This is a genomic window from Shewanella sp. Isolate8 (assembly GCF_022398495.1).
GTDB lineage: Bacteria > Pseudomonadota > Gammaproteobacteria > Enterobacterales > Shewanellaceae > Shewanella > Shewanella aquimarina.
Map to the genome: position 1 here is coordinate 387,691 of NZ_JAKEVI010000003.1, position 18,751 is coordinate 406,441.

Here is an 18,751-nt window from a genome sequence, read left to right on the forward strand (position 1 = left end):
CCACAATACCCCTGATTTTTATAGGGGATAACAATGGACTCAGACCTCCTGCGGGAGGGAACAAAAACCAATAACAGTGTGTGATTTCATCTGCCCTTGCAGATGAAGGAGGAAACCATGATAGAGCTTGATAGACGAACGTTTATTAAGGGAGCCGGTGCAGGGGGAGCAAGCTGTGCACTGGCAACATTATTGCCCGGCTCGCTGGCAGCGCTGGAGCAGAAGCCCCTGCAGGGAGTGGGCAAGGAAGTCGCCAGCATATGTGAGATGTGCTCGACACGTTGCCCCATCTCGGCGCGAGTGATCGATGGCAAGAATGTGTTTATCCAGGGCAACAGCGCCGCCAAGTCCTTCGGCGGCAAGGTATGCGCCCGCGGCGGTGCCGGCCACAGCCTGCTGTACGATCCACAGCGTATCGTGAAACCGCTACGCCGGGTGGGCGAGCGCGGCGAAGGCAAGTGGGAAGAGATCAGCTGGCAAGAGGCCTACAAGACCATCGCCAACAAGCTCAACGACATCAAGCAACAACATGGCCCCGAGGCCGTGGCCTTCTCCTCCAAGTCCGGCTCTCTGTCGGGACACCTGTTCCATCTGGGTAAGGCCTTCGGCTCGCCCAACACCTTCACCCACGCCTCCACCTGCCCCGGCGGCTATGTGATCGCCGCCAAGGCGATGTTTGGCACTAAGGTGAAGCGCGACTTAGGCAACTCCAAATACATCATCAATTTCGGTCACAATCTCTATGAAGGGATCAACATGTCCGAGACCCGCGGCCTGATGAAGGCGCAGATGAGCAAGGGTGCCAAGTTGGTGGTGTTCGAGCCTCGCTTCTCGGTTGTCGCCGACAAGGCCGACGAGTGGTTTGCCATACGTCCGGGCACGGATGTCACCGTCGCCCTGGCCCTGTGTCACGTACTGATCTACGACAACCTCTACGATCAGGCCTTCATCGAGCGTCACGTAGAGGGCTTCGAATCCTTCGCCAAGGAGGTCAAAGCCTATACCCCTGAGTGGGCGGAGGGGATCAGCGACGTCCCCGCCAAGGATATCCGCCGCATCGCCCATGAATTTGCCGCCAAGGCGCCCCATGCCGTGGTGGATTTCGGTCACCGTGCCACCTTCACCCCGGAAGAGTTCGAGATGCGCCGCGCCCTGTTTGCCGCCAACGTATTGATCGGCAACATAGAGCGCAAGGGCGGCCTCTACCTGGGTAAGAAGGCCAAGACCTACAACAAGTTTGCCGGTGACAAGGTCGCCCCAGGCCTGGGTAAGCCAGGCGTCGAAGGCATGCCTAAGCCCCAGGCCAAACGTATCGACCAGGTAGACGAGCAGTACGCCATGATGTGGTCATCCGGCGGTATCTATCAAACCATTCTCGATGCCACCCTAGAAGCCAAGCCTTACCAGCTGCGCGCCTGGGTGATGAGCCGCACCAACCCGATGCAGACCATGACCGACAGAGCCAAGGTGGTCGAGACCCTGAAGAAACTGGACTTTGTGGTCAGCTGCGACGTCTACATCAGCGAAACCGCCGCCTACGCCGACATCATACTGCCTGAGTCCACCTACCTGGAGCGGGACGAAGAGATCGCCGACAAGTCGGGTAAGAGCCCGGCCTACTATGTCCGCCAACGTGTGGTGGAGACCATAGGCGACACCAAGCCAAGCTGGCAGATCTTCAAGGAGCTGGGCCACGAGATGGGCCTGGAGCAATACTTCCCATGGGAGAACATGGAAAGCCTGCAACTTCTGCAGCTGGATCGCGACATGGCGCGCTATGACGAGATCAAGCAGAAGGGCTATGTCAGCTACGGCAAGCCACTGATGCTGCGCGAACCTGCCATGGTGGCGGCGTTCGTCAAACAATACCCTAACGCCAAGCCCACCGACGAAGATGGCACCTACGCCAGCGCCATGAGCTTCAAGACCCCAAGCGGCAAGATTGAGCTTAGCTCGGACAAGGTCGAGAAGATGGCCGCCGGTCGCGGGGTGATCAAGTACCGCGAGGTCAAACTCAAACAGGACAACGAGCTCTACTTTATCCAGGGCAAGGTCGCGGTGCACACCAATGGTGCCACCCACAACGTGCCTATGCTGGCCAACCTGATGTCTGATAACGGCGTGTGGATCCACCCAGTTACCGCAGGACGCTTAGGCATTTCCAGCGGCGATAAGATCCGCCTCACCAGCAGCGTCGGCAGCGAAGAGGGTACCGCACTGGTCACCCCAGGTATTCGCCAGGATACGGTGTTCGCCTACATGGGCTTTGGCTCGAAAAACAAAGAACTCGCCAGAGCGACCGGCAAGGGCGTTCACTGCGGCAACCTGCTGCCCAACGCGACCGCACCCGTCTGCGGCATGAATATCCACACTACTGGCATCACGCTAGCGAAGATCTAATAGGAGTCCAGTATGAGTAAAAGATATGTAATGGTGCACGACGAGAATCGCTGCATCGGCTGTCAGGCCTGTAGCGTCGCCTGTCGCAGCGAAAACGGTACTCCCGAGGGAGTTACCCGTCTGCAAGTGCGGGTCGAAGGCCCGTTCGGCGATGCCCCGCACCTGCACTTTAAATATAACCGTGTCTCCTGTCAGCAGTGTGAGAACGCGCCCTGCGTTACCGTGTGCCCCACAGGCGCTGCCTATGTGGGCGAGGACGGCTTGGTCTCCATCAAGGAAGATAAGTGCGTCGGCTGTATGTACTGTGTGGCAGCCTGCCCCTACAAGGTGCGTTTCATCAACCCGGAAACCAAGGCGGCCGACAAGTGTAACTTCTGTAAGGACACCCGTCTGGCGCGGGGCGAACTGCCCGCCTGTGTCACTGTGTGCCCAACCGATGCGCTGACCTTTGGCGATGCCAACGATCCGAGCAGCGAGGTGGCCAAACTCATCAACACCAAAGCGACCTATCAGGAGAAGACCCACCTGGGGACTAAGCCCAGGGTCTATCGCATTCCAACTAAACGCGGGGGGATACAGTCATGAACAATACCTGGGGCGATATGGCGCAATATGATCCAGTCACCTGGAACTGGGTAATCGCAGTCTACCTGTTTATGGCCGGCCTCTCGGCAGGCTCGATTCTTATCGGCATAGGACTGCGCTGGTACAGCAAGGAGAAGGCGCTAGAGAGCGCCATTCTCAAGTCGGCGGCCATCATCAGTCCGCTGGCGATCATCATAGGCCTGGCCTGTCTGGTGTTTGACTTGACCAAGCCGTTTGATTTCTGGCTGATCCTGGTCATCTACAACTTCAGCTCTGTCATGTCCATCGGTGTGCTGGCGCTGCTGCTCTACTCGCCTATCGGCATCGCCTACTCCCTGATAGTGCTGAGAGACGAGCTGAGTCAGTGGCAGCTGGGCTTCCTGGTACCATTGGCCGATGCCCTGATGCCGATGAGAAAGGCGATCGAGGTCGTGCTGTTTGTATTGGCCATTGGTGTGGGCGCTTACACCGGCTTCCTCATCTCGGCGATGAACGCCTACCCAATGCTGAACACGGCGGTACTGCCTGCGCTCTTCCTGGTGTCTGGCCTGTCAGCCGGGGCGGCGGCTAACGCCATCGGCGCGCTACTGATGTTTAACACCCATCCCCATGACGCCAACCTGAGCAAGATGCATGGCCTGGAGCTGCCGGTGATGCTGAGCGAGCTGATGTTCCTCTTCATGCTGTTCTGCGCGCTTTACTTCAAGGGTGGAGCGGCCGCGGCGGCGCTGGCGTCACTCACAACCGGTGTCTGGGCCAGCGTATTCTGGGTCGGTGTGGTCGGTATCGGCTTTGCCATCCCACTGCTCACCATGCTGATGCCGTCACAGACACGTCACAGCAGGGGCGTGATGATCGCCGTGGCCTGCTGTAGCCTCACCGGGGTGTTGGCCCTGAGACACTTTGTGATCTACGCGGGTCAGAGCTACATCAGCTAATCCCTCCCCACCTAACGCAAAAAGCCCAGCAGATGCTGGGCTTTTTTATCAGATGAATTCACGATGACTCGTCGTCTTCGTCCCGTTACTCGTCGTCTTCGTCGAAGTAGTCGTCATCGAAATCGCTGTCGCCTGCGGCGTCACGCTCGGCGCGCCATTTCTCGGCGGCGGCTTCTTTGGCAGCAGCGGCCTCGTTGCGCTCGGTGCGTTGCTTGGCGCGGCGTTCGTTACGCACCATCAGGTTGTCGACTATGCCTTTAAGGGTCTCTTCGCCCCAGGCAGTCGCCTCGGCTTCGCTGGCAAAACCGGATTTCGCCTTGGTAACGCCTATCTTACGCGCCGTCATGCGACGGGTGACTTCGGCAGTCCAGCTGCCTTCGGCTTCGCTCACGCGAAGACCGTATTTCTTGTTTTGTGCCATGTTAATTTCCTAATTCGATCTTCGAGTGCAAACTTGCCGCTCATTGAGGGAAACAGCGGTCCAATATACCACTGTCGTCAGAAAGGCGGCTATTGTAGTCTCCTCTGGATAAAACTCAATCATTAGCGCGCACAATTTGCGAAAAAGTTGCCCCTTTCAGCTAAGCATAACTGGCGAATTCGATAGCACTTTGCTATCGCTTAATGTAAGCTGCACGCCCGCCAGCCCGCTGGCACCCAATTATGCGCCATCGTCGCCCAAGAGATCCCTCTATGAGTTTTTCCTCCCTAGGTTTATCCGCCCCCATTTTAACGGCCGTCACAGACAAAGGTTATCAGACCCCTTCGCCCATTCAGGCTCAGGCTATCCCTGCGGTATTGTCTGGCAAAGACGTGATGGCGGCGGCGCAAACCGGGACAGGCAAGACGGCGGGCTTCACCCTGCCGCTGCTGGAGCTGCTCAGTCAGGGCCCTCGCGCCCGCAACAAGCAGGTACGCGCCCTGGTGCTGACCCCAACCCGTGAGCTGGCCGCTCAGGTCGCCGAGAGTGTCACCACCTATGGTAAGCACCTGCCGCTGCGCAGCGCTGTGGTATTCGGTGGTGTCGGCATAGGGCCGCAGATCAGCCGTCTTCAGCGCGGTGTCGATATTCTGGTAGCGACCCCGGGGCGATTGCTGGATCTCTATCAGCAACAGGCACTCAGCTTCAGCCAGCTGGAGATCCTGGTACTGGATGAGGCCGATCGCATGCTGGACATGGGCTTTATTCACGACATCAAGAAGATCCTCGCCATCTTACCGCCCAAGCGGCAGAACCTAATGTTCTCCGCCACCTTCTCCGATGAGATCCGTACCCTGGCCAAGGGGCTGGTACACAACCCGGTAGAGGTCTCGGTCACTCCGCGCAACAGCACGGCCAACACAGTCGCCCAGCTGATCTGCCCGGTAGACAAGAGTAAGAAGTCGGCGGCGCTGGTAAAACTCATCCAGCAAGGTGACTGGCAACAGGTACTGGTATTTAGCCGTACCAAACACGGTGCCAACCGTCTGGCCAAGGCCCTGGACGCCAAGGGGATCACCGCCGCGGCCATCCACGGCAACAAGAGTCAGGGGGCCCGCACCAAGGCGCTGGCCAACTTCAAGTCGGGCGAGATCCGCGTATTGGTGGCAACCGACATCGCCGCCCGAGGCCTGGATATCGACCAGCTGCCTCAAGTCGTCAACTTCGACCTGCCAAACGTGCCCGAAGATTATGTGCACAGAATCGGCCGCACCGGCCGCGCAGGTGCCGACGGTAAGGCGATCTCCCTGGTGAGCGACGAAGAAGCCAAGCTGCTGGCCGATATCGAGCGCCTGATCGGCAAGAACCTACCGCGCACCCTGGTAGAGGGCCTAGAGCCGAGCCACACGCTACCCGAGACAGATCTGACGCCAAAGCGCCACGGCCAGCACAAGGGACCGCGTAACCCTAAGCCTAAAAGCAACAGCCAACGCAATGGCCAACGCAGCAGCAATCGCTCAACCAACGGCCAAGGGGCAGACAAGGCAGACCAGCCTCGCCGCGGCGAGCAAGCTCAGGGCAACAAAGAGGGTCAGGGCCGTCGCCGAACAGGCGCAGGTACTGGTACTGGTACTGGTACTGGTACGAGCAAGCCTACTAGCGAAGGGCAACAAGCGCAAAACCAAGGCAAGCAGGAGCACAGAGACGGTAACGCCCCAGCACGCCGCCGCAGACGCCGCAGACCGAGCCAGGGCTCGCCTAAGCCAGCCGCTAATTAATCGAGCGAGCACTTAACAACGAACGCCTAAAAGCCTGTCATCCGACAGGCTTTTTCATATCCCCACTTAAGCATTTAGTTGCGATAGGATGACCACGGCATTGACTTATCGGGACGATTTACCGACAGTAGCCCTTAAACAGCAAGGGGCCTATAGCGAACAAGGAGCCTTTAGCGAACAAGGAGCCTTTAGCGAACAAGGAGCCCGGCATGACGACACAGAACGATCAGTATTTACAAGGCGGTTGCCTGTGCGGCGCACTGCGCTACAAGGTGTCGGCCGCGCCTTTTGACAGCGATTACTGCCACTGCCGCCAATGCCAAAAGAGTACCGGCGCTATGGCCGCCTGCTGGATGGATTTTAAGGCCGACCAGGTCACTTGGTTACAGGGGGCGCCCAAGGAATACGCCTCCTCAGACACCATACGCCGCGGCTTTTGCCAGCAGTGCGGCACCAGCATCAGCTACCGCAGTACCGACTACCCAGATTACTACACCCTGAGCATCGCCAGCCTGGACGACGCCAACGCCGTCGCCCCCAGATATCACATCTACACGGACAATCAACCCAACTGGCTCAAGATTGACGACGACCTACCAAAATACCGTCAGAGCCGCAGTGAAGGCTGAGGCGGGTTTAGAAAGAAACGACCTCTAGCGCTTCACGGCGCTAAACAGGGCGACGCAGCCCACCTGCTTGATACTGACCCGATCGAATCTGGCGCTTAACTCCTGGGTCAGGGAATCGATATCGTCAGCCTGATTACAGAAGATCCCCTTCTTGTTGTAGACAGCCATCAGCCTGGCCGCGAAGGCATTGGGCGTGATGCCTGTGCCTAGAATTGTGCTGCCAAACAGCACGGCGCCCGGCTTCATCACAGATTCGAGATGAGAGAAGAGCTCGCATTTCTCTGTCATGGTGCCCGGCAGGCAGTGCAGCAGATAGTTCACGCTGACCGAATCGAAGCCATCACATGTCAGCTCGAGTGGCTCCAGGACGTTGCGGCAATAAATCTCAGGGGAGAGATGACGCACCACGGCCGAGGCCGATGCCAGGCTGTTCTCATTAAGATCCATCAAGGCGATGCGCCGGGTATGCTCCGGCAGATGATGCTTGAGGTAGTAGCCTGTGCCGACACCGACATCCAGGTGATTGGCCGAGGTCAAGGCGGCAAACTGCTCGGCGATCAGCTTTGTAGGACACTTCCACAGATAGTGATTGGAAAATCCCAGCACCCAGAGATCATAGATGGCGAGCACACTCTTGGAGTAGATCGCCTGACCCGCGACAACGGCATCTTTATTCATTTTTTCTTACATACCAATAGATTAACGAGGGCGGAATCTATACTAAAACGCCCGGCAAGGCAAAATTACCTTACGCAAAATTACCTTACTAAGGTTAACCCTGGCGGCTGCCAGTCACATCCAGCTTCATACGTTTTCTAAGCCCGGTAGGGCGAATACAGCTGGGGATGTCGTACACCTCGGGGCTTATCTCATGACTCGCCTCTTCCTGCACCAGAGGCTCACCCCGCTCCTTGAGGAAGTCTGTGATATTAAGCAGCTCGGCGTTGTTAAAACGCTCATTAGGCTGCGACACCTCGCTGGCTCCCGGCATACCTGTGGCGATCACCATGATCTCTAACTCACATTCCAGCTCGGGCACTATCGAGAGCCCTATGATCACCTGGGCCTGGCTGCCGAGATGCTGATGCACCAAGTCGCCTATGGCATGATATTGATTAAGCTCGACCGCTTCGGTTGCCACCACGCTGACGATGGCCCCCTTAGCCTTGGATAGCTCCATCTCCTCCAGCAGCGGATTGTTGAGGGCCTGGGCCACGGTATCGGCTAAGCTCTCCCTGCCCAGCTGCCTGGCAACGCCCATGGCCGCGCGCCCCTGATGGCTGATCACGGTAACGAAATCATTGAGATCGATATTGATAAGCCCTGACTGGCTGATGGTCACCGTCAGCCCCTGCAATACATCCTGCAGAACCCGGTTACTCTGATTAAAGGCATTTACCAGGGTTATCTTCTCATCCAGCATGGCGACCAGCTTGTCATTGGGTAGCACAATCAGGCTATTAGCCTGCTCCGACAGTTTCTCGACCCCTTGCAGGGCAACGCGGTTACGCTGCTCGCCTTCGAAGGCAAAGGGGGTGGTGACCACGGCCACCAGTGGCTTACCCAACTGCTTTACCAAGGATGCGATAAACGGCGTGGCTCCTGTGCCTGTACCGCCCCCCATGCCACCCGTGATGAATACCAGATCGGCATCCTTTACTAGCTCGCCGATCGCCTGCTCCGACTCTTTCGCGGCGGCCAGTCCTTTCTCTGGGTTGGCGCCAGCCCCCAGGCCGCGAGTGCTCTGTTCGCCTATCTGTAGGCGACTGGTGCACTGGGCGCTAGCAAGGGACTGGGCATCGGTATTGACCGCCACCAGCTGAACCGAATCATTTAGCTCGGCCTGACTGAGTTGGTTGATGGTGTTGCAGCCACAGCCGCCAACACCGACAACCAAGAGCTTAGGAAGATAACCGCCTTGGGGAATGAGATCGAACATGGTAAAGCCTCCACTTGATGACTCGACCTAGCTTACCCCGTGGCTGCGACAAGCCCCGTCGCAACAGTTTGATATTGTTGACTCAGTTTGCTACTTAGGCGGGAAAAATGGGCCCTAAGCTTAGGCGGTCCCACCACCTCGACGCTATCGGCCATCTCCCACAGGAAGGCCTTAAGCCTAGGGGTATCCTTCACCCTAGCCTGTACCAAATAGCGGCCATCACTCAGACGCTCAACCCGCTGATCGGCCGCAAGTTTGGCTTGCCTGAGAATAAAGTTGGCCGAGGGGGAGAACAGCAGCTCTATGTCGATCATTTCAGGATGACGCACCCCATCATGCAAGGCCTCAGCGAAGTTCTCCCGGGTCACCACTGGGGAATCGAGCAGGCGCACGTGGCGGACAGAATCTATGGGTCTGGCGTAGAGCTTGGTGTGAAAGCTGCCTATGGTGAACACCAGCAAGGCTACACCATCGGTGATCTTTATCCCCTGCAAATTTATCGGTGAATAGTCCACCCAGTGCACCTTATCCTTGATAAAACGCTTGAGCTGGCATGCGATCTGGCGCTTCTGCAGCAGGGCCTCCTGCACTATCTCCAACACCTCTGGGTCTTGTTCGATATGCATCAGGGGCAAGGGCTCGGGCAGCTGAGCCACGCGGCAGGCCCAGTAGAGCCAGGACCTGTCCGAGTCACTGCCCAGCACCTGATCGGCACGCTCGAAATAGGGCGCCAACTGCTTGAGGCTACCGGGTGGCAATAGCTGGCGGGCGTTGTGTTTCAAGGTGAAAAACGCCAGCGCCACATGACGATCCATCAGGGTAAGGTTCATCCCCTGCCAACAGGCGGCGACCGACCAGCCGAAGGGCTTGCATCTGTCATCCATCTCCAGGCCGAACAGCCCCATCTCATACATGGCCTTGAGCTCGCGCTGCACGGTACGCAGCCCCACATCGAAACCTAAGTCGCTGAGTCGTTCGGTGATTCTATTGGCCGTGATCTTTCTCGGATGCCTGGGAATAAGCTCGAGCATCTTAAGCTGGCGCTGGATATTGGTTTGCATTCAGAGTTCCCTTGATGAGCAATATCAACAGCATACTACTCACCTGCGACAAAATCTGTCGCAGCGATTCGCTTTACTCCATAAATGTCAGAGCGAGGGACTAATGTTGATCTTTCCCATGTCCCTATAGGCCAGATGTAAAGGAACGCTCTTATGTGCCAACACCTTTACCTATCGTGTCTTTGATCTTAGGTTACTGATAGCAGTTGGTTTTTAGCTATTTTCGATTGGGAGAATTTAACGGACTTTGACATTTGAAATGAGGATTTCAAACCATGGCTTCATGGTGTATCAATTGCCTGCCGCAGGTGCAGTGCATGGATGCAGCTATGTCGTGATCACATGGGTGAGTAAACAACCTTTTGTGGCCGTCTTTTCGATTTGACGTTACAGATGGTAGGTCTTTAGCTGTTTTCGATTGGTAAATTTCAACGGACTTCGTCATTTGAAGGGCTGCTTCAAACCATGGCTTCATGGTGTACTTATCACCTGCGGTGGGCTCATGTGCAAACACGTTTTTGGCACGCCACTAGCACTTCCCTGTGGGCTCTGCGAAATCATCCATGATTTCGAAGGCCAAAAACGTGTTATACCGATATTTATCGTCTCTTCGATCGAGCGTTAATTGTGTGACTAGCACAAGCTAAAATATTTTGGGACAGAAACGCATTAGAATATTTGTTCAGTAACGCCCGTATTTGCGGCTGGTTTGGAGCGCAGCGGAAAACCAGACCGGCAACATACGCTTGTTAGCCATTTTTTCTTGACAATACAGGTAACTAAACTAGAATGTCCACATAGCACCCGCGGCCACGCTTAGCTCATTCGTTAACAGCTTTGCCTAACCCGCGGGTTTTTTTTGCCTAAAATTCAAGGAGTTAGCTATTAAATGGATCTTAAAGTAGCCGTTTTAGTTGATGGGTCGTTCTTTTTAAAAAGACTGCAATTCTTCAAAAGAAAGTATTATGGGCCTCAGCCCGACCTATCCCCAGAACAAACTGTTCAAATATTGAGCGAATGTGTCAAGCGACATATTAACAATGGCGGGCAAGACACATATCAACACCTATACCGAGTGTTTTACTACGATTCCCCTCCAATCGATATCAAAGCTCATTATCCATTGGCCTTACCCGGCGAAACCAATAAACGCGTAATCGACTTTTCTAAAGAAGACAAAACCCTTCACAGGAATAAGATTTTTGACGAATTAAAAAAGCAAAGAAAATTTGCTTTACGGCTTGGAACAATCAAGCACGATAAGCAGTGGAAATTAACGGATAGGGCTTTAAACGATTTGCTGAAAGGTGAACGGCAGTTTTCTGAACTTTCAAATGATGATTTTTACTATAACCTTCGTCAAAAAGGTGTAGACATTAAATTGGGTGTAGATGTAGCCACCCTCTCACTAGGGAACAAAGTAGACAAAATAATTCTTATCGCTGGTGATAGCGACTTTGTTCCAGCTGCGAAGCTAGCACGAATAAATGGCTTAGACTTTGTTTTAGATGCACTACGAAACAATATCGATCCAAGTCTACATGAACATATTGATGGATTAATTTCGTTTGACTTGGTTTCAATTATGAAGGGAATTCTAGGAAAAGAGCCTGACGTCAAACCTTCGTGGTGGAATACTGGGAGCAACCCTAAAAAGGCAAAGCCATCAGGACGAAGACGCCGTTCAAATACTCAAAATCGCGGGCAATGATGGCTAACAGCTTATTAGTGCGCATGCGCGTTTACCTCGTTGGACCAGTGAATACGCGCATAGCTAACTATCTGTATGTAATGAACTTATCAGCATTTTGCCAAATATACCATCTGGAAAAACGCGCATGCGCGTTTTCCAAACCTATTATCTACTTAACGAGTGTTATAAGTAGTTAATTTTAAAGCCATTTATTTATACCGAAATGAGAAAACGCGCACAAATACAGGATAAAAGTCGTTCAAAATCCTTGTGATTTGAATATGACTGTATAGTTATCCAGTTTTTTAGGTTGGGGAGTAGTGAATTAGATCACGCAGGTGTAGCGATGACAAATTGCCAGGCCAGAAAGTCCGTTAGGTACTGCTCCACCGACAAAGTGTTAACTCATTTTGGGGCAAAACCAAGTTAGCTTTCATCTTCCCTCTTCACACCAAACACGGCCAAATCGAAGAGACGTTAGATACCGAGTGTAGATACGCCAGTGAGCTTCCGAAACAGGGATGTTTCGGCAGAGCCTAAAGGGACTTATTCACGGCGTCTCACAGGCGTATCTGCACATACGTCGCTCCTTCACATCCTTGTGATCACGACATTGGTACTTCCATGTACAGCACCCGCCGGGCAGGCGTTAGATTGCCATGAAGGGCCGACCTTCAATCTCACTCAACAAATAAACATGCAGCCAAAAGCTACTCAAACAAACTCAACCAATCCCTCCCACCAAACACCAGACAACAAAAAAGGAGCTAACGTCAGTCAGCTCCTTTTCCAATTACCACGCTATGCTAGCGTGAACCCTTACCTTAACTCCCACGCCCGATAACTCTTTCCCTTAAGCTTGCCTTTCACAATCTTGTTAAGGGCCTTGCGTAGCACCTTGCGATCTACCGCTACATATGAGCGAAACTCGGTGATCTTAATCTTACCCACCTCACTGCCCTCGATACCGTTCTCGCCGGTGAGACAGCCGAGGATATCCCCGGGGCGAATCTTCTGCTTCTTGCCACCATCTATCTGTATGGTCACCATCTTAGGCTGAGGCGGCAGGGTGTCGAGCAGGCCTTCGCCTGGCAACGCCTCGCCATCGATCTCGCGGCCAAGCAGATCCGCCAGCATGGTGAGCTTGTAACCATCTTCATGGTTAAACAGGCTATAGGCCGCGCCCTTGCTACCGGCACGTCCGGTACGACCGATACGGTGAATGTGCACCTCTGTGTCATAGGCCATATGGTAGTTGACCACCATGTCCAGGGCGTCGATATCCAGGCCGCGGGCGGCCACGTCTGTGGCCACCATGACGCTGGCACTCTTGTTGGCAAACTTAAGCAGCATCTGGTCGCGATCTCGCTGCTCCAGATCCCCATGCAGGGCCACGACACTAAAACCTGCGTTGGTCAGCTTGGCCGCCACGTCCTTGGTCTCACGCTTGGTGTTACAGAAAACCACGGCGCTCTCGGGCTGATGTTTAAGCAGCAGAAGCTGCAGCGCCTTCATGCGATCATTGTTATTGCCGCACTCATAGAAATGTTGCTCGATACTGTCGCCGTCGTGGTGAGCCTCGACCTTCACCATCAGAGGGTCGATCATAAACTGCTCGCTGAGGCTCTGGATCTGATCGGGGAAGGTGGCACTAAACAGCAGGGTCTGACGCTCGCGGGGCACCTCTTGCATGATGGCGTCCAGCTCACGTTGAAAGCCCATCTCTAACATGCGATCGGCCTCATCCAGCACCAGCGTATCGACGTTGTCGAGATCCAAGCGGCCACGTTCGAGGTGATCTATGATGCGCCCCGGCGTGCCGACGATAATGTGGGCGCCGTGTTCCAGCGAGCCTATCTGGGGCCCCATGGGCACGCCACCGCACAGGGTGAGGATCTTGATGTTGTGGATACCACGAGCCAGGGTGCGCAGCTCCGCCGCCACCTGATCAGCCAACTCACGGGTCGGGCAAAGTACCAGGGACTGGATGCGAAAACGCTTCACGTTTAGCTTGTTAAGCAGCCCAAGGCCGAAGGCGGCAGTCTTGCCCGAACCCGTCTTGCCCTGACCTATGACGTCCTGCCCATTGAGGATGGCTGGCAGACTCTGGGCCTGAATAGGCGTCATCTGGTGAAAGCCGATAGATTTCAGGGTATCGAGCAAAGCGGGTTTAAGCGGTAGACTGTTAAAAGCCCCGCTTGGCGTAGTAGCGTCAGATTGACTCACGGTAATTTCCTAATGCTGTGCCGAGAAAAACTTAAGTAGATCAGGCACAAATAAAGCTATGTGATGGCAGCAGCCGATGAATCTTCAAGGGCGTGCGTGGATATGGCGGCGATTATAGCAGCAATAAGGCGGCAATGCGCCAATTAGCTGGGGGAATAAAATAAAAGCCGCCGCGTGGGATCGCGACGGCATTCAAGGTTTAACCAAGCTTTAGCTAATTAGCTCTAGCCAATCAAACCTGAGCCTATCAGTTAAGCGGTAGCCAGTTCGGCGTCGGTATCATCCTTGGCATCGATACGTTTGATCACGGCACCATAGATGATCAGCGATACCGCCGACACGCTGGCGATACCAGCAAACACATACCAGATATAGTGAGCATGTGCCGAGGCCTCGACCCAGGCGGCGTGGTCGTTATAGACGCGCGGATCCGGACAGTAAGCCTCTAGCAGATAGCCCGATAGACCGAAGCCCAGCAGGGAGCTGATGAAAGAGTGCAGGTGCGAGAAGCCTAGGTAAAGCCCCTCTTCGCCCTTAGGTGCCTGCAGCGAGAAATACTCTAAGAAACGCGGCGAGATGAAGCACTCGGCCAGGCCTTGGAATACGATGCCTATGATCATCATGGCGGCGATAGGATGCATGCCTAAGATGGTGTCAGTACCGGCAAACATGTTGCCAGACGCCATCAGCAGTGCTGATACCGGCATGATAAACATGCCCACCGTCATAGAGGTCAGCGCGCTGCGCTTGGCCATCAAACCTGTGACAAAGCTGACGCAGAGGAAAACTACCAGAGGGTTAACGTTGGCGTACCATGAAGGCGATGAGCCCTCGCCGGCCATGCGCAGCACATACTTAGGCATTGTGGCATAGAGCTGATGCTGCACCATCCAGAAGCCTGTGATGATCAAAATAAGGGTGATCAGGCGGCCATTAGATAGCACCTTGAGCAGCGCCTGCCAGATCTCGCCCAGGCTCTTGCCCGAACGGTTCTCCTCCGTGCTCTTGAAGAAGAGCATGATGCTGAAGAAGGCGATCAGCGTCATGGTGGCGGCAAAGTAGTTGAGGTTAATCAGTCCCAGGTCACCCATGGATTCGCGCAGCGGCTTCACCACTGTCTTACCCGAGAAGGCGCCAATGTTGACCATCATGTAGAAGATAGAGAAGCCCTTGGCGCGAGTCTCTGTGGTGGTCGACAGCGCCACTGTGCCTGTGATCACCGCCTTGATAAATGAGCCACCTATCATGATGACGACCAGGATAGGCACGATAGCCCAGCGAATATCCGCCTCCTTCAGGCCGTGATAGATGGTCTCCTTGCCATACTCCACCAGCCCTTGAGATTCAATGAGCGCCGGGAATATCGCCAGCGAGGCATAGCCTATGGTCAGCAGGCCGAATGCCAATAGCAGGGCGCCGCGAAAACCTATCTTGTCGGCAAGTGCGCCGCTGAAGGTGGGAAGGAAATAGAGGCCGGCAGAGAATGAACCCGCCAACCAGGCGGCTTCGACATCGCTAAAGCCTAAGATACGTGACAGATAGAGGGTGATAACGATGAACACCCCGTAATATGCCGCTCGTTCGAGCAGCTCGACACCGTTGGCGATCCAGAAGATTCTGGGGAAGCGCGGCGCCGCTGTGGACTGAGTATTGTTATTCATTTTGAGTCTTCCAGGCAAAAAAACACCTCAAACTACCCCGAGCCGCGCCCAGACGCAACCTTAGTGTGATGACGGGGATCAAGTTTCCTTAACCATTGATGACAAAAATGCAACCAAAGCAACCCAATAACGAAAGATCCGATCAGCGCCCAGGGGCTTAGGCTGCCGTAAATGTTCGCGCCAGCCTGGCTTTGGGTTATGCTTAGCGCCATCCATATCAAATAGACAGTGACAAGCCGAATTCTCGCCATGAGCCAAGCCAACATCAGCAAACAACAACTCATCGACCAACTTACAGCCTGGCAACAGGCCAAGATAGGCAACGAAGAGTTACAGGACTGGATGGTGACCCATTACGATCCCGACGAGGTCAGCATAGGCCAGGGGGAATGTGAATGGACTGTGGAGGCGATGAATATCGTGATGAACGAATATGAAATAGCCAAGACGGAGAAGTTCAGGCAGGAAAACGCCCAGCTGGCAATCGACTTCATCCTCGCCGATGAGTCGCGTTTCAATCAGACGCGCCACCTGTTTCTACAGCAGGGTTTTCACGACTAAGTTTTTCGCGACTAAGTTTTTCGCGACTAGGCTTTTCACGCCTAAAAGCGTTAGGGTTTAAACACGCCTATTACGTCGCCGGTGGCCTGCTTGGCCACCTCGGCCTCGGCCTGCTGCTCACGGTAGTCGCACTCGACGCACTCCACCGTCTCGACACCCTGGTCCTTAAACAGCACTATGCTGTCCTGGGCATGACACTTGGGGCACTTGGCACCGGCAACGAAACGCTTCTTGACTCTAACTCTACTCACGCTTGACTCAACCTGTTGGGATAAAAACTCTGTCGATGGGGACATTTTGCCACAAGGCGCGGCAAAACACCCTATCGGATTCAAAATGTCCCGGCTAAAGAGTGGCAAGCGGCCCCCCAACTGGGCTATCATCCCAAGCCTATCAATCCTTAGCTATGCATCAAGTCGACCTCAATGATCACCATTACCCAAGCGCAACTTATTCGCGGCTCCAAGACCCTATTGGATGAAGCCTCTCTGACTGTCTACCCCGGCCACAAGGTGGGCCTGGTGGGTGCCAACGGCACGGGCAAGTCGTCTCTGCTTGCGTTGATCATGGGACACCTCAGCCTGGATAAGGGCGAGATCAGCGTGCCCACGGGCTGGCAGATCGCCACCGTCGCCCAGGAGACCCCGGCACTTGAGGTGAGCGCGCTGGAATATGTGATCGACGGCGACCGCGAATACCGCGAGCTGGAAGCGGCGCTGCACAAGGCGCAGCTGGAAGACAACGGCCACCAGATCGCCCTGCTCCACGGCAAGATAGACGCCATCGGCGGCTACAGCATCCGTGCCCGCGCCGCCAGCCTGTTGGCCGGACTGGGCTTTAGTGAGGCCGAGCAGCAAAACCCGGTGAAGAGCTTCTCGGGGGGATGGCGCATGCGTCTCAACCTGGCCCAGGCGCTGCTGTGCCGCTCCGAACTCCTGCTGCTGGACGAACCCACCAACCACCTCGACTTGGATACCATGTACTGGCTGGAGGGCTGGATAAAGGCCTACCAGGGCACACTGATCCTCATCAGTCATGACAGAGACTTTATCGACGCCATCGTCGACGAGATAGTGCATGTCGAGCACCATAAGCTTAACTACTACAAGGGCAACTACACGGCATTCGAGCGGATCCGCGCCGAGCGTATGGCTCAGCAACAGGTGGCCTTTGAGCGCCAGCAGAAAGAGCGCGCCCACATGCAATCTTTCGTCGACCGTTTCCGCTACAAGGCCAGCAAGGCCAAGCAGGCCCAGAGCCGCCTCAAGGCGTTAGAGAGAATGACTGAGCTGCTGCCCTCCAAGGCAGACAGTCCCTTCCATATGGCGTTTCGCGCCCCCGAGGCCCTGCCCAACCCGCTGGTGAAGATGGAGCAGGTGTCGGTCGGCTATGGCGACAAGGCGATCCTCAACCATGTCCATCTGAACCTGGTACCCGGTGCCCGCATCGGCCTGCTCGGTCGTAACGGCGCGGGTAAGTCGACCCTGATCAAGCTGTTGGCCGAACAGCTCAAACCCATGAGCGGCCTTTATGAGCCAAACCCTGGTCTCAATATCGGCTACTTCGCCCAGCATCAGCTGGAGTTTCTGCGCCTGGATGATTCGCCGCTACAACACCTGACGCGTCTCGCCCCAAACCACAGGGAGCAGGAGCTGAGAGACTTCCTCGGTGGCTACGGCTTTAATGGCGACATGGCCCTGTCGCCGGTGCGCCCCTTCTCCGGCGGCGAGAAGGCTCGTCTGGTGCTGGCACTGCTGGTATGGCAGCGCCCTAACCTGCTGCTCCTCGATGAGCCCACCAACCACCTGGATCTCGAGATGCGTCATGCCCTGACCATGGCGCTGCAATCCTTCGAGGGTGCCATGATCATAGTCTCCCACGACAGGCATCTGCTGCGCCTGAGTTGTAGCGACTACTACCTGGTAGATGGCGGCGAGGTGAAGAGCTTCGACGGCGATCTGGACGACTATCATCAGTGGCTGCTGGAAGCCGCCAAGGAGGCCAACAAACCGGCTGCCCTGGATGATGCGACACCGGCCCAGGACAAGAAGCTGCAGAAGCGGCTGGAGGCAGAGCTGAGACAGAAGCTGTCGCCGCTGAAAAAATCCCAGGCCAAACTGGAGAAGATCCAACAAGATTGCAGCGACAAGCTGGCCGAGCTGGAAAACCTGCTGGCCGACACCAGCCTGTATGAGGCCGACAACAAGGCCAAACTCACCCAGATCCTGGCCGAGCGCACCCAGCATACCCAACAGCTTGAAGAGAGCGAGATGGAGTGGCTCGAGTTGCAAGAGAACATAGAGGCGATAGAGCAAGAGGCCAAGCTGCAGAGCTAACTATCTTGGCTAACCCTCTAGCTCGCCCACTACCTAAGGGATACCTAAGCAATACAAGGATGAAATATGAGCCATGTAAATCATTTTGACGCCAGCCTGTGGCAGACCTGCGACAGCCTCTACGAGAAGGGGCAGCTGCTCTACCTCAAGCTGCAAGATGACTACGGGCTCAACGTCAATCTCCTGCTGCTGGCCCAGTGGCTCGACGAGCAGCACTACTACCTGAGCGATCAAGATTGGCGGCAGCTGAGCGAGCAGATCGAGACCTGGGAACAGAAGGTGCTCAAGCCCTACCGCAGGCTGAGAAAGCTCAGCAAACACAACCTGGCCGAGGCCGAGTATCGCCAGATGCTAGAGGTGGAACTCATGCTGGAGCGCAAGTCCCAGGGGATGATACTGCGCCAGCTCAGACAACTCCCCAGCGAGCAGGGCCAGGCTAACCTGCCCCGCTATCTCGGCCTGTTTCAGATAGAGATAGACAAGTACCACCAGCTGGCGCAGACATTGACCCGCCAGGCCTAAG

At 55.3% G+C, this 18,751-nt stretch carries 16 protein-coding genes; 9 read left to right on the forward strand and 7 right to left on the reverse strand.

Features of this window, described 5'->3' with window-relative positions; genetic code table 11:
* Positions 1–117: 117 nt before the first annotated feature.
* The 3 genes from phsA to nrfD are packed head-to-tail and all read left to right on the forward strand — an operon-like array spanning position 118 to position 3,923.
* Entirely contained in the window at positions 118–2,400 is a 2,283-nt protein-coding gene (phsA, locus tag L1D43_RS14170; RefSeq protein ID WP_239852578.1) for a thiosulfate reductase PhsA, read from the forward strand.
* Between the two features lie 12 nt (positions 2,401–2,412).
* A complete protein-coding gene (locus tag L1D43_RS14175; RefSeq protein WP_041508400.1) occupies positions 2,413–2,985 on the forward strand; it encodes a 4Fe-4S dicluster domain-containing protein in 573 nt (190 codons plus the stop codon).
* Positions 2,982–3,923, forward strand: coding sequence for an NrfD/PsrC family molybdoenzyme membrane anchor subunit (gene nrfD / locus L1D43_RS14180; RefSeq protein ID WP_239852580.1), 942 nt, complete (start codon positions 2,982–2,984; stop codon positions 3,921–3,923). The genes L1D43_RS14175 and nrfD overlap by 4 nt, the downstream gene beginning before the upstream one ends.
* Before the next feature lie 85 nt (positions 3,924–4,008).
* Here nrfD and L1D43_RS14185 read toward each other — a convergent pair whose 3' ends face one another.
* Positions 4,009–4,344 carry a DUF3622 domain-containing protein gene (locus tag L1D43_RS14185; RefSeq protein WP_239852582.1) on the reverse strand — a complete coding sequence of 112 codons (336 nt, stop codon included), beginning with the start codon at positions 4,342–4,344 and terminating at the stop codon, positions 4,009–4,011.
* Between the two features lie 272 nt (positions 4,345–4,616).
* Between L1D43_RS14185 and L1D43_RS14190 the strand changes: the two genes are divergently transcribed.
* The gene (locus L1D43_RS14190) at positions 4,617–6,122 is read left to right on the forward strand and encodes a DEAD/DEAH box helicase (RefSeq protein WP_239852583.1); all 1,506 of its coding nucleotides are present in this window, start codon (positions 4,617–4,619) and stop codon (positions 6,120–6,122) included.
* Between the two features lie 209 nt (positions 6,123–6,331).
* Positions 6,332–6,751, forward strand: a complete 420-nt coding sequence (locus tag L1D43_RS14195) for a GFA family protein (protein WP_239852585.1) — start codon at positions 6,332–6,334, stop codon at positions 6,749–6,751.
* A gap of 24 nt (positions 6,752–6,775) precedes the next feature.
* Here L1D43_RS14195 and L1D43_RS14200 read toward each other — a convergent pair whose 3' ends face one another.
* The 3 genes from L1D43_RS14200 to L1D43_RS14210 form a co-directional block, all read right to left on the reverse strand.
* The gene (locus tag L1D43_RS14200; RefSeq protein WP_239852587.1) at positions 6,776–7,429 is read right to left on the reverse strand and encodes a class I SAM-dependent methyltransferase; all 654 of its coding nucleotides are present in this window, start codon (positions 7,427–7,429) and stop codon (positions 6,776–6,778) included.
* Positions 7,430–7,523: 94 nt separating this feature from the next.
* Entirely contained in the window at positions 7,524–8,690 is a 1,167-nt protein-coding gene (ftsZ, locus tag L1D43_RS14205) for a cell division protein FtsZ (protein ID WP_239852589.1), read from the reverse strand.
* A gap of 32 nt (positions 8,691–8,722) precedes the next feature.
* Positions 8,723–9,751, reverse strand: a complete 1,029-nt coding sequence (locus L1D43_RS14210) for a WYL domain-containing protein (RefSeq protein ID WP_239852596.1) — start codon at positions 9,749–9,751, stop codon at positions 8,723–8,725.
* An 889-nt stretch (positions 9,752–10,640) separates the two neighbouring features.
* On the opposite strand from L1D43_RS14210, the gene L1D43_RS14215 reads away from it, so the two are divergent.
* Positions 10,641–11,462 (forward strand): NYN domain-containing protein, encoded by an 822-nt coding sequence (locus tag L1D43_RS14215; RefSeq protein WP_239852598.1) that lies wholly within the window; start codon positions 10,641–10,643, stop codon positions 11,460–11,462.
* Positions 11,463–12,263: 801 nt separating this feature from the next.
* Here L1D43_RS14215 and dbpA read toward each other — a convergent pair.
* Together dbpA and L1D43_RS14225 are read right to left on the reverse strand one after the other, a co-directional pair.
* Positions 12,264–13,670: an ATP-dependent RNA helicase DbpA gene (gene dbpA / locus L1D43_RS14220; protein WP_239852599.1), complete on the reverse strand. Its 1,407-nt coding sequence runs from the start codon at positions 13,668–13,670 to the stop codon at positions 12,264–12,266.
* 251 nt (positions 13,671–13,921) lie between these two features.
* Complete coding sequence (locus L1D43_RS14225) at positions 13,922–15,331, reverse strand: MFS transporter (protein WP_239852600.1); 1,410 nt, start codon at positions 15,329–15,331, stop codon at positions 13,922–13,924.
* Positions 15,332–15,580: 249 nt separating this feature from the next.
* Between L1D43_RS14225 and L1D43_RS14230 the strand changes: the two genes are divergently transcribed.
* Positions 15,581–15,892 (forward strand): hypothetical protein, encoded by a 312-nt coding sequence (locus L1D43_RS14230; protein WP_239852602.1) that lies wholly within the window; start codon positions 15,581–15,583, stop codon positions 15,890–15,892.
* A gap of 50 nt (positions 15,893–15,942) precedes the next feature.
* Here L1D43_RS14230 and L1D43_RS14235 read toward each other — a convergent pair whose 3' ends face one another.
* Complete coding sequence (locus tag L1D43_RS14235; RefSeq protein ID WP_160797167.1) at positions 15,943–16,143, reverse strand: YheV family putative zinc ribbon protein; 201 nt, start codon at positions 16,141–16,143, stop codon at positions 15,943–15,945.
* 174 nt (positions 16,144–16,317) lie between these two features.
* Here L1D43_RS14235 and L1D43_RS14240 point away from each other — a divergent pair, with 174 nt between their 5' ends.
* Both L1D43_RS14240 and L1D43_RS14245 read left to right on the forward strand, forming a co-directional pair.
* Complete coding sequence (locus L1D43_RS14240; RefSeq protein WP_239852604.1) at positions 16,318–18,228, forward strand: ABC transporter ATP-binding protein; 1,911 nt, start codon at positions 16,318–16,320, stop codon at positions 18,226–18,228.
* A gap of 66 nt (positions 18,229–18,294) precedes the next feature.
* Entirely contained in the window at positions 18,295–18,750 is a 456-nt protein-coding gene (locus L1D43_RS14245; protein ID WP_239852606.1) for a TIGR02444 family protein, read from the forward strand.
* The last annotated feature ends 1 nt before the right edge of the window (position 18,751 follow it).